General features: G+C 70.6%; 13 protein-coding genes and 1 pseudogene. 6 read left to right on the forward strand and 8 right to left on the reverse strand.

The window, feature by feature from the left end; all coding sequences use genetic code 11:
• Positions 1–78: 78 nt before the first annotated feature.
• Together ABFX50_RS06270 and ABFX50_RS06275 are read right to left on the reverse strand one after the other, a co-directional pair.
• Positions 79–963, reverse strand: a complete 885-nt coding sequence (locus ABFX50_RS06270; RefSeq protein ID WP_346144039.1) for an SDR family oxidoreductase — start codon at positions 961–963, stop codon at positions 79–81.
• A gap of 2 nt (positions 964–965) precedes the next feature.
• Positions 966–1,910 (reverse strand): EamA family transporter, encoded by a 945-nt coding sequence (locus ABFX50_RS06275; RefSeq protein WP_346144041.1) that lies wholly within the window; start codon positions 1,908–1,910, stop codon positions 966–968.
• A 76-nt stretch (positions 1,911–1,986) separates the two neighbouring features.
• On the opposite strand from ABFX50_RS06275, the gene ABFX50_RS06280 reads away from it, so the two are divergent.
• The gene (locus tag ABFX50_RS06280) at positions 1,987–2,535 is read left to right on the forward strand and encodes a MarR family winged helix-turn-helix transcriptional regulator (protein WP_346144043.1); all 549 of its coding nucleotides are present in this window, start codon (positions 1,987–1,989) and stop codon (positions 2,533–2,535) included.
• Here the strand turns inward: ABFX50_RS06280 and ABFX50_RS06285 are convergent.
• The 5 genes and pseudogenes from ABFX50_RS06285 to ABFX50_RS06305 form a co-directional block, all read right to left on the reverse strand.
• The gene (locus ABFX50_RS06285; RefSeq protein WP_346144045.1) at positions 2,527–2,940 is read right to left on the reverse strand and encodes an FtsX-like permease family protein; all 414 of its coding nucleotides are present in this window, start codon (positions 2,938–2,940) and stop codon (positions 2,527–2,529) included. The genes ABFX50_RS06280 and ABFX50_RS06285 overlap by 9 nt on opposite strands.
• A gap of 71 nt (positions 2,941–3,011) precedes the next feature.
• A pseudogene (locus tag ABFX50_RS06290) lies at positions 3,012–3,173 on the reverse strand (ATP-binding cassette domain-containing protein); the annotation flags it as partial.
• A 19-nt stretch (positions 3,174–3,192) separates the two neighbouring features.
• A complete protein-coding gene (locus tag ABFX50_RS06295; protein WP_346144047.1) occupies positions 3,193–3,756 on the reverse strand; it encodes a carboxymuconolactone decarboxylase family protein in 564 nt (187 codons plus the stop codon).
• Positions 3,753–4,364, reverse strand: coding sequence for a TetR/AcrR family transcriptional regulator (locus ABFX50_RS06300; RefSeq protein WP_346144049.1), 612 nt, complete (start codon positions 4,362–4,364; stop codon positions 3,753–3,755). Before ABFX50_RS06300 ends, ABFX50_RS06295 begins: the two co-directional genes overlap by 4 nt.
• A 174-nt stretch (positions 4,365–4,538) precedes the next feature.
• Positions 4,539–5,390: a helix-turn-helix domain-containing protein gene (locus ABFX50_RS06305; RefSeq protein WP_346144051.1), complete on the reverse strand. Its 852-nt coding sequence runs from the start codon at positions 5,388–5,390 to the stop codon at positions 4,539–4,541.
• A gap of 101 nt (positions 5,391–5,491) precedes the next feature.
• Here ABFX50_RS06305 and ABFX50_RS06310 point away from each other — a divergent pair, with 101 nt between their 5' ends.
• A complete protein-coding gene (locus tag ABFX50_RS06310; RefSeq protein WP_346144053.1) occupies positions 5,492–6,043 on the forward strand; it encodes a YceI family protein in 552 nt (183 codons plus the stop codon).
• Positions 6,044–6,203: 160 nt separating this feature from the next.
• Positions 6,204–7,040: an aldo/keto reductase gene (locus ABFX50_RS06315; RefSeq protein ID WP_346144055.1), complete on the forward strand. Its 837-nt coding sequence runs from the start codon at positions 6,204–6,206 to the stop codon at positions 7,038–7,040.
• Here ABFX50_RS06315 and ABFX50_RS06320 read toward each other — a convergent pair.
• Positions 7,037–7,999: a helix-turn-helix transcriptional regulator gene (locus tag ABFX50_RS06320; protein WP_346144057.1), complete on the reverse strand. Its 963-nt coding sequence runs from the start codon at positions 7,997–7,999 to the stop codon at positions 7,037–7,039. The two genes, ABFX50_RS06315 and ABFX50_RS06320, sit on opposite strands and share 4 nt — an antisense overlap.
• 63 nt (positions 8,000–8,062) lie before the next feature.
• Between ABFX50_RS06320 and ABFX50_RS06325 the strand changes: the two genes are divergently transcribed.
• The 3 genes from ABFX50_RS06325 to ABFX50_RS06335 form a co-directional block, all read left to right on the forward strand.
• A complete protein-coding gene (locus ABFX50_RS06325; RefSeq protein ID WP_346144059.1) occupies positions 8,063–9,181 on the forward strand; it encodes an epoxide hydrolase family protein in 1,119 nt (372 codons plus the stop codon).
• Between the two features lie 135 nt (positions 9,182–9,316).
• Positions 9,317–9,700 carry a DoxX family protein gene (locus tag ABFX50_RS06330; RefSeq protein WP_346144061.1) on the forward strand — a complete coding sequence of 128 codons (384 nt, stop codon included), beginning with the start codon at positions 9,317–9,319 and terminating at the stop codon, positions 9,698–9,700.
• 228 nt (positions 9,701–9,928) lie between these two features.
• Positions 9,929–10,376 (forward strand): LLM class flavin-dependent oxidoreductase (locus ABFX50_RS06335; protein WP_346144063.1); only part of this gene is annotated, 448 nt, incomplete at its 3' end.

Raw genomic sequence — 10,376 nt, forward strand, 5'->3', positions numbered from 1 at the left:
ACGCTGGCGCATGAACATTCAATTCCTTCCCTGAATCGGCTCCGGGACGGCCCGCTCACACCGTCGCCGAGACGCGGGTCAGCGACCGTCGGCCGAGGTGAACGCGGCGGCGTGGTCGCGGGCGAAGTCGGCGATGTCGCGCGACGGGCGGCCGAGAAGGTCGGCGACCGTGTCGGTGGTGAAGTCCCCCCAGCCGGAGACGTACGCCTGCGCGTACTCCTCGACCATGTCGACGATCCATCGCGGAACGCCGTAGCCGAGCAGTGCCCTGCGCTTGGCGTCGTCGCTGACCGGCAGATACGTGACGGGCCTGCCGAGAGCGAGGCCCAACTGACCGGCGACCTCGTCGAACGTCAGCGAGCGCGGGCCTGTGAGGGTGTACGTCCGGCCGTGGTGGCGATCCGGGTCGTCGAGGAGCACGCGGGCGGCGCACGCGGCGATGTCGCGCACGTCGATCATGCTGAGCCGCGCCGAGGCCATGTTCAGCGAGAACGAGCCGGTGGCGGCGATGTCGCCCGCCTCGTTCAGCAGGTTCTGCATGAACCAGAGCGGACGCAGGATCGTCCAGCGCATGCCGCACCGTTCGGTCTCCCTGTCCGACAGCGCGTGCAGCCTGCCGCTGCGGTTCGGCGCGTCGTGCGCGGCGCCGACGGCGGACAGGCGCACGATGCGCTCCACGCCGGCCTGGCGTGCGGCCCACACGGCGTTCATGTTGTTCTCCGGGGCGCGCGGGCTGTTCGGGGTGAGCAGCCACACGTCCTGCACGCCCTCGAAGGCGGGCGGCAGAGAGCGGGGGTCATCGAGGTCGCCGACGAAGACCTCGGCGCCCTGCTCGCGCGGGCCGTCCGCTCGGGACTTGTCGCGGACGAGCGCACGAAGGCGCACATCGGCCCCTTCCAGCGCATTCATCAGCGCGGTGGACACGGTTCCGGTGGCTCCGGTGATCAGCACGGTGCGCGACACGCTCATTCTCCTTTGGTGGTGGCGGGGAAACGGACCAGGTTGCGGACGACCTCGGGGGTCAGCTGCGCGGCGGCGATCGCGGCCAGCGCGAGCACGAACCCGACGCCCTGCCACGCCGTCAGGGCTTCACCGAGGAACAGCCAGCCCAGGACCGTGGCGACCATGGGTGAGAGCAGGGCGAGGAACGACACGGCGACCACGGGCAGCCTGCCGATGCCGTGGAACCAGACCAGGAAGGAAAGCAGGGCGCCTACGACGGACAGCCACGCGTAGCCGCCGACCGCAGGAAGGTCGAGTCCGGACGGAAGCCCCTCGAAGGCGAGGGCGAGCGGAACGAGCACGAGACCGCCGGCGGTGAGCTGCCAGCCGGCGATGGTCGCAGCGCCGGCGCCCTCAGGACGCCCCCAGCGTTTGGTCAGGACGATCCCGCCGGCCATCACGCCGGCGGCCGCGATGCCGGCCAGGATGCCGAGCAGGTCGAAGGAGAGCCGGCCGCGCAGCACGATCAACCCGACGCCCACCACGCCGACCAGGCCCCAGCCGAGCCGCCAGCGTGTGGGCTTCTCGCCGAGCAGCAGGAACGCCAGGCCGACGACGAGCAACGGCTGGACGGCGGTGAGGGTCGCCGCGATGCCGCCCGGCAGTCGATAGGCGGCGACGAACAGCAGCGCGAAGAGCGCGCCGATGTTGAGTGTGCCGAGCAGCAGCGAGCGCCACAGCCACGTGCCGTGCGGCAGCCTGCGCGTGACGGCGAGCAGGATCAGCCCGGCAGGCAGCGCGCGGATCACACCGGACACCAACGGGTAGCCGGTCGGGAGGAACTCGGTGGTGACCAGGTACGTGGTGCCCCAGCTGGCAGGGGCGAGCGCGGTCAGCGCGGTCATTCCCAGGGTGCCGCCGGGCGGGGGCGCGCTGCCCACGTCAGACCGGCTCAGAGCCTGTGTCATCCCATCTCCTTAACATTGAAATGTTTAACGTTGGCGAATGTAGCCGTCTGTTAGCATGGCGTCAAACAGTTTCACGTTGAGACGTTCTGGAGGCGGCAGGCCCGTGGAGGACAACGTCGACTGGCGGATGGACCAGTGGCGGACCGAGCGGCCCGACATCGACCCCACGCCGATGGGCGTGGTGGCCCGGATCCAGCGCGCCTGCCGACTGCTCGAACGCGAGCTTCGCGACCACTTCGCCACGCATGACCTGCAGCTGTGGGAGTTCGACATCCTGGGGACGCTGCGCAGGTCAGGCTCCCCGTATCAGCTCACCGCGGGGCAGTTGGTCGAGTCGTCGATGGTCACCTCCGGAGCGATCACCAACCGGATCGACCGGCTCGTCGCCAGGAAGCTGGTGACCCGCGAGGTCGATCCCCTCAATCGGCGCAGCGTGTTGATCTCGTTGACCGACGGCGGCAGGGAGCTGATCGACCGGGTCGTCGTCCACCATGTCGACCTGGAGGCGAAGCTTCTCAGCAAACTGAGCGGCCGCGACCAGGAAGATCTCGCCGGTCTGCTGCGCAAGCTGCTCACCAGCCTCGGCGACTACTCGCCGGGCAATCCCCTGAATCCGTCAGACTGACCTGCGGCGATCTCGACGTCGGCGAGGGGTGAAAGGCCGGGCCGGATCGGCCGGCCGGAGCGCGGCTCTGGCCGGGATGAGCGAGGCGGCGACGGCGAGCAGGAGGTAGATGCCGATGACCGCGCCGATGACGGGCCAGGGAAGGATCATGCCGACGGTCATGCCGATCATGTTGGTCAGCCCCGCGGTGATGCCGACCAGAGCCGTCACGGCCACCACGATGCCGAGCAGCGCACCGATCGCGACCACCAGGGTCGACGCGAGGGCGACGGTTCGCAGCACCTGGCCGGTGGTCGCGCCCGACATCCGCAGCACACGCAGATCGGCTGTCCGGTCGGCCGTGGCCATCAGCAGGGCGATGGCGATGGCGCTGTAGCCCACCGACAGTCCGACCAGGATGAGCACGAAGACCCAGACCCGCTCGTCTCATGTGCCTCGATGCCGGCCATTCGGTGCAATGACTGCACTGCGTCGCCGGGCCGGTCCAGCCCGGCGGCGCAGTGCAGCAGCGTGGACTTTCCCGAGCCGGACGGGCCCATCACCGCGGTGAAGGTGCCCGGCGCGAATGCGGTGGTCACCGCGTCCAGCGCGGTCACCGCCCGGTCTCCTGAGCCGTACACCCTGCTCACCGACCACAACTGGGCCCAGGGGCGGTACTCAGGCGCCGGCGGGCTCGCGGCTCCACTCCTGGCCCTGCCACGCCGGGTCCAGCGGGGTGTGCGCGATGTGGTTGGTGTAGTTCGACAGCGTCTTCATCCCGACGCCGAGCACGATGTCGAGTACGTGGCGGCGGGTGTAGCCGGCCGCCATGAAGGCCTCGATCTGCGCGTCGTCCACCCAGCCGCGCTGGACGACCATGGCATGGGTGAGCCGGCGGGCCGCCTCCAGCGCCTCGTCCTGCAGCGGCTTCTCCGCTCGCAGGGCCTCGACCACCTCGGCGGGGACACGCGAGCGCAAGGCGAGGGTGGAGTGGGCGGCCACGCAGTACTCGCAGCCGTTCTCCACGCTGGCGGTGATCCACACGACGTGTTTGGCCGGTCCTGGCAGGGAGGACCTGCCGAACTGCTCGGCCAGCGCGTTGTATCCGGCCAGCAACTCCGGCGACTCGGCCATCACCCCGTTCAACGTGGTCACGAACCCCATCCGCTTCTTGGCCGCCTCCAGTTGCGGGCGCGCGGCCTCAGGGGCGTCGGTCTCGTCGTAGACGCGGAAATCGATCATCGGTTCTCCTCGGTGGTGGTGACATCGGTGAAGCCGTCCAGGACTGCGCGCACGCCGGCCAGGAGCTCGGCCGCCTCGGCTCCGGATCGTGAGCGGAGGTTGACCGCGTAGGCCAGCAGGGCGAGCGTCTCGGCGCTCGCCTCCGTATCGAGGCCGGATCGCAGGTGGCCGTGCCGGCGGGCCGCCTCCAGTGCGGCACGCATCGCCGAGCGCAACGCCCCGTGGTGAGCCGCCAGCACGTGCTGTACCTCGGGGAGCTCGCGTCCGGCCGCGGCGTGCGCGTTGGTGACCAGGCAGCCCCAGCGGGCGTGCTCGCCCGTGCAACGCGCGGACACCAGCCGCTCGAAGAAGCCGGCGATGGCGGGCAGGCCCCGCTCGTCGACGGCCAGGGCGTCGAACACCGGGCGGGACTGTCGCTCCAGGTAGCGGCGCAGCGCGGCCGCGTACAGCTGCCCCTTGCCGCCGAAGGTCGCATACAGGCTCGATCGGCTCAGCCCGGTCACCTTCACCACCTCGGCGACTCCTGTGGTGTCGGCGCCGTGCTCCCAGAACAAGGACACGACTTGGTCCAGCGCAACGTCGGGATCGAAATGCTTGACGTCCGGCATTCCCGAACTCCTATCTTGGAACGACTAGTCCAAGATAGGAGATGGGAGCCCCGTGAGGCAACCGGGAGCGACCTCGGCCGTACACCCAGGCCGTTCGCCGACGCCCGGTCCGGCCGGGCGATCACCCGCAAGGCCCGGCGTGGGCGCGCACGTCCGCCGGGGAAGCGGCGTGGGTCAGCCGTTGACGACGCGGAGCGTGCCGGGGTGGCGGCCGGCCAGACGATCGAGCGCGGCCGAGGACGTCTCGTCCGCCGGCAGGTAGGCGATCAGACGCTGATCGTCGGCGAGTTCGAGAGCCTCGTACGCGAGGCGCAGCTCCCCGGCTTCCGGATGCGTCCAGCGCTGGACACCGGCCCGCTCGGGGACGCCCGGCGTCGTGAGCCGCCCGCTGAAAGGTCCGCCGGCCGTGATGGTGAGCTCGTCGACGAGCGCGGCCACGTGCGGGTCGGCGAGACCGGCCGCGTGCTTGAGGGTGGCGACCTGCTGGGTCGCGACGGCGTCCCAGTCGGGGTAGACGTCGCGGGCGCGCGGGTCGGTGAACACGAACCGGAGGAAGCTGGGCTCGGCCGCGTCCAGGAGGCCGCTGGGGCGGGCCAGGCGCTCGAAGCCCGTGGTGTAGGCGAGCACCTGTGTCATCCGGTTGATCAGCACCGCCGGGGACGGCTCCAGCTTGTCGAGCAGCGCCCGCACCGTCGGCCGGATGGACACGACCGGCGGCCGCGCCGAAGGGCAGACGTACGAGCTGCCGCCTTCGATCGCCTTCGCCAGGAGCCTGAGGTGGAAACGCTCGTCGGTGGACATCCGCAGGGCGTCGGCGAGCGCGCCGAGCACCTGCGGGGACGGATGACGGTCGCGGCCCTGCTCCAGCCGTGCCAAGTATTCGACGCTGATCCCCGCCAGCATGGCCAGCTCGGCGCGGCGCAGTCCGGGGGTCCTGCGCCGGGACCCGTGGGGAAGCCCGACCTCTTCAGGGCTGAGGGCCTCCCGGCGGCTGCGCAGGAACGCGCCCAGCTCGTTGTCGCTCACACCCGCAACCTACCGGCCTCCGGCGCGCTCATCGTCGCCCTGTCAGGGCCCGTCTCAGCCCGGCCTCCCTGAGCGCCGCCGTCCGGGCCAGATTGGGGGGCATGACTGCTGAGACCATGACGACCACGACCGCCCTGCCGCTCGCCGCCGGGCACTGGACCCTCGATCCGTTCCACTCGGCGGTCGGTTTCACGATCCGCCACCTCGGCATCTCGAAGGTGCGCGGCCAGTTCGGGCGCTTCGAGGCGGACCTCACCGTCGGCGACACCCTCGAAGGCTGCGTGGTCACCGCCACCGTCGCGCTCGACTCGATCGACACAGGCAACGCCGACCGCGACGCCCACGTCAGCGGCCCCGACATGCTCGACGTCGCCAACCGCCCTGTCATGGCGTTCCGCTCCATCAGGATCGACGGCGACGGCGACGACTGGACCATGGAGGGCAACCTCACCATCGGCGAGGTGACCCGGCCGGTCACCTTCGACGTCGAGTTCGGCGGGGTCGAGGACTCCGTCGTGGACGGACGCCGGCACGCCGGTTTCGAGGGGAAGGGTGAGATCCGCCGCAGCGACTTCGGTCTCGGCTTCGCCATGGCCATCCTCGGTGACTCGGTCAAGATCCAGCTCGACATGCAGTTCGTCGAGCCCGAGTGACGGGCCCTGACACCGGCGCCTGGCGGGCTCGCCTGCGTGAGCGGCGCCTGCCCCAGGAGCGCGGACCTGGTCACGTCCGCCGCCACGGGGACACGTAGGACCATGACGATCAGCGACGCTGTCATCGTGATCAACTGTGAATGAGAGGGCGAAACCGACAATGACATCGAGCACGTTCCGCATCGGGGGTGAGCTCGGCGTACGGCGGCTCGGGTTCGGGGCCATGCGACTGCCGACCGAACCAGGACCGGACCGGCGAGCCGCCATCGCCGTGGCCAGGCGCGCCGTCGAGCTGGGCGTCACGCTGATCGACACCGCGCACATGTACGGGTGGGGCGCCAACGAGGAACTCCTGGCCGAGGCGCTGTACCCCTACCCTGACGACCTGCTCGTCGCGACGAAGGTCGGGGTCGCGCCGCCGGACCCGCCGCACGAGGCGACGCTCTGCGGACGGCCGGACTTCCTGCGCGATCAGGTCGAGCAGGGCCTGCGCAGGCTCAGGGTCGACCGGCTCGAGCTGCTCCAGTTGCATCGCATCGATCCCGCGGTGCCGCTCGCCGACCAGCTGGGAACGCTGCGCGAGCTCCAGGTCCAGGGCAAGATCGGCCACATCGGGCTGTCCGAGGTCACCGTCGCCGAGCTCGAGCAGGCGCGGCAGATCATCGACGTCGCGAGCGTGCAGAACCGCTACAACCTGCTCGATCGCGAGCACGAGGCCGTGCTCGACGCCTGCGCCGCCGCTGGGATCGCCTTCCTGCCCTGGCGCCCCGTCCACCCCGCGGTGACGAAGGCGACGGCCGAGGTCGCCGCCGTGGCGGCCGAACTCGGCGCCACGGCGGCGCAGGTCTCGCTCGCGTGGCTCCTCGATCGCTCGCCGGTCGTGCTGCCGATTCCGGGCACCGCCTCGATCGACCACCTGCAGGAGAACGTCGCCGCGGCGAGTCTGCGGCTGAGCGCCGAGCAGTGGCGCCGACTGGATCGGATCCAGCCGGGTTAGGCCATCCGCAGGCCGGCCCCCTCGGCGAGTCGGGCGGTGAGCGCGCGGACATGTTCGATCAGCTCAGGCGGATCGTGGACGGTGAAGGGCACCCCGGTCAGTGCCACCCACAGGGCCAACTCGTCGAGGGAGTTGGAGCCGCAGGTCAGCGTGCATGTCCGCGCGTCGATGGGCTCGACCGTGCCTGTCGTGGGGGCGATGCGCTCGGCCACGGCCGCGGCGGGCGCGCGCATGGTGAAGCGGCCCTGGTAACGGTAGGGCGCGCTCGATATCGCGTGGGAGGTGTATCCGGCCAGGTCGGTGGCGGGCGGGTCGCGGGGGACGAAGCGCGGGCCGTTGGGGCTGCGGAGGGTGAGCCGGTCTAGGCGGAAGGTGCGCCAGTCCGCGCGCTCGGTGTCGTAGGCGACCAGGTACCAGCGGCGGCCGGTGGCCACGAGGCGGTAAGGCTCCACCAGGCGTCTGCTCAGGTCTCCCTCATGGGTGCGGTAGTCGAACCGTAGGGTCTCGTGGTCGCGGCAGGCGGCCGTGACCACGGTCAGGGTGTCGGGATCGACCGCGGGTCCGCCCGCCATCATGGGGACGGTCATCGACTGCAGCGCGCGGACGCGGTGCCGCAGCCGGGACGGCAGCACCCGCTCCAGTTTGGCCAGCGCTCGCACCGAGCTGTCCTCGATGCCGGTCACGGTCAGGCCCGCGGCGGTGCGCAACCCCACGGCGACCGCCACCGCCTCCTCATCGTCCAGCAGCAGCGGCGGCAGGTCGGATCCGGCGCCGAGCCTGTACCCGGACGCTCCCGCGACGGCGTCCACCGTGTAACCGAGCTCGCGCAGCCGGCCGACGTCGCGGCGGACGGTACGCGGGCTCACACCGAGCCGATCCGCCAGCTCCGTGCCCGACCATGGGAGATGGGTCTGCAACAGCGACAGCAGCTTGAGCAGGCGAGCAGAGGTTTCCACCATGTTTTCCACTGTGCCGCACACCTAGGCCTGTCGCTGTCCTAGGTGGCTTATAGCGTCTTCGACATGAGCAACGACATCGAGATCCGTCCCTTTCGCATCGAGATCCCCCAGGCTGAGCTGGACGACCTGCGCGACCGGCTCGCGCGCACCCGCTGGCCGAGCGAGGTCGGCGGCCAGGGCTGGAGCCGTGGAGTCCCGGTCGGCTATCTGCGGGAGCTGGCCGCCCACTGGGCCGAGGGCTACGACTGGCGGGCGTGGGAGGCGAGGCTGAACGCCTACCCGCAGTTCACCACCGAGATCAACGGACAGAACATCCACTTCCTCCACGTCCGCTCCGACAGCCCCGACGCCCTGCCGCTGATCCTCACCCACGGCTGGCCCGGCTCGATCGTGGAGTTCCTCGACCTGATCGAGCCGCTGTCTCGCGACTTCCACCTGGTCATCCCCTCCATCCCCGGCTTCGGATTCTCCGGCCCGACCCTCGAGCCTGGCTGGACGACCCAGCGCATCGCCGCGGCATGGGCCGAACTCATGCGCAGGCTCGGCTACGACAGGTACGGCGCGCAGGGCGGCGACTTCGGCGGCGGGATCTCCCGCGCGCTGGGCCTGGCCGCTCCTGGCAACGTCGTCGCGGTGCACGTCAACGGTGGCACGACCTACCCGAGCGCCGAGGAGGACGACCCCACGCTGACCGAGCGCGAGCGGGCCAGGGTGCGGCGGATGAACGAGTTCATGAACGAGGCGGGCGGCTACATCGCCATCCAGTCCACCAGGCCGCAGACCCTCGCCTACGGTCTGACCGATTCACCGGCCGGTCAGCTCGCCTGGATCGTCGACAAGATCAGGGACATGACCGACCTGGCCAAGGAGCTCCCGCACGAGGCGATCGACCGCGACCTGCTGCTCACCCACGTCACGATCTACTGGCTGACCGGCACGGCGGGCTCCTCCGCGGCGCTCTACTACGAGGACGGACACGCATGGGGCGAGCAGGAGGCGTCCCCCGTGCCGATGGCCGTGGCGCTGTTCACCGTGCAGGACATCGCCCTGCGCCGAGATGAGGACAAGGTCAACAATGTCGTGCGCTGGTCCGACTTCGACCGCGGCGGTCACTTCGCCGCGATGGAGGCGCCCGACCTGCTGCTCGGCGACATCCGCGAGTTCTTCGCCGCCTACAGATGACTGGCCGGCAGGGCTGAGACTCGCCACGCCGCCTCACATACGGCGGGGCTGTGTCGTCGTACTGCTGGGAGGAGCCCCCGTCCCCGCTCCGGCCGCTGAACCGGAGTCGCCTACGACCCCTGCAAGGAGAACCCCATGGACCTCGCTCTGTGGATCATCGCCGGACTGCTGGCCGTCGCCTTCCTGGCCGGCGGCACCATCAAGCTGAGCCTGTCCAAGGAGAAGCTGGCCGCCGCCCCCGGCGGGGGATGGGTCGAGGACTTCAGCGCCGGCGCCGTCAAGGCGATCGGGCTTCTCGAGGTCCTGGCCGCGGTAGGCCTGATCCTGCCGGCCGTGCTCGGCATCGCGCCGGTTCTGGTGCCGCTGGCTGCCGTGGGTGTGATGCTGCTGATGGTGGGCGCGATGATCACGCACCTCCGCCGTCGCGAGGCCAAGGTGATCGTGGCGAACCTGGCCTATCTCGCCCTGGCCGGCTTCGTGGCGTGGGGCCGCTTCGGCCCCGAGTCCTTCACCGGCTGACGGCTGCCGCGTCTGGCTGCCCTTGCGCCAGAGGCGCCTCGACACCACGCCCCCGGCGCGACCCTGTCGTGGCGCTGCCCTCTCCCAAGGCGCCGGAGGGCCGATATGGCGCTGACACGGGCTCAGCGGAATAAGCGGACAAGGTGTCCGGTTGGCTCCGGTGTCGTAGGGGCTCGCTCCCGTCGAGGGCGCGGCCACCGTCCCCCAGAAGGAGCCAGAAAGGGACGCATGATGGACACCGGCACGATCGGGATCGTCTTCGGTAGCCTCACGCCACCGGAGGAGCTGAGAGAGGGAGCCGCGCTGGCGGAGCGGCTCGGCTTCGGCGAGCTGTGGTTCTCCGAGGACTGCTTCTTCACCGGCGGCATGTCCGGGCTGACGCAGCTGCTCGCCGCGACCCGCGCCATGCCCGCGGGGCTGGGGCTGGCCAGCGTGATGACGAGGCACCCCGCCGTCCTGGCGATGGAGCTGGCAGGACTGGCCAGGACCTATCCGGGGCGGGTCAAGGCGGCCGTGGGCCTCGGCAACACCCACTGGCTGCGGCAGATGGGACTGCTGCCCTCGCGCCCGCTGAGCGCCGTCACCGAGACCTTCGACGTCGTGCGCGAGCTGCTCAACGGCGCCACCGTCGACCGCGGGAGCGCCGCACACCATCTGGAGGGCATCCGGCTGGACT

This window comes from Nonomuraea recticatena (assembly GCF_039533245.1).
Lineage (GTDB): Bacteria > Actinomycetota > Actinomycetes > Streptosporangiales > Streptosporangiaceae > Nonomuraea > Nonomuraea roseola.

Excerpts from the sequence above, each read along its gene's own strand:
- ABFX50_RS06315 (WP_346144055.1), top strand. The coding sequence starts at position 6,204 with ATGACATCGAGCACGTTCCGCATCGGGGGTGAGCTCGGCGTACGGCGG.
- ABFX50_RS06310 (WP_346144053.1), top strand. The coding sequence starts at position 5,492 with ATGACTGCTGAGACCATGACGACCACGACCGCCCTGCCGCTCGCCGCC.
- ABFX50_RS06330 (WP_346144061.1), top strand. The coding sequence starts at position 9,317 with ATGGACCTCGCTCTGTGGATCATCGCCGGACTGCTGGCCGTCGCCTTC.
- ABFX50_RS06295 (WP_346144047.1), bottom strand. The coding sequence starts at position 3,756 with ATGATCGATTTCCGCGTCTACGACGAGACCGACGCCCCTGAGGCCGCG.
- ABFX50_RS06300 (WP_346144049.1), bottom strand. The coding sequence starts at position 4,364 with ATGCCGGACGTCAAGCATTTCGATCCCGACGTTGCGCTGGACCAAGTC.
- ABFX50_RS06325 (WP_346144059.1), top strand. The coding sequence starts at position 8,063 with ATGAGCAACGACATCGAGATCCGTCCCTTTCGCATCGAGATCCCCCAG.
- ABFX50_RS06275 (WP_346144041.1), bottom strand. The coding sequence starts at position 1,910 with ATGACACAGGCTCTGAGCCGGTCTGACGTGGGCAGCGCGCCCCCGCCC.
- ABFX50_RS06320 (WP_346144057.1), bottom strand. The coding sequence starts at position 7,999 with ATGGTGGAAACCTCTGCTCGCCTGCTCAAGCTGCTGTCGCTGTTGCAG.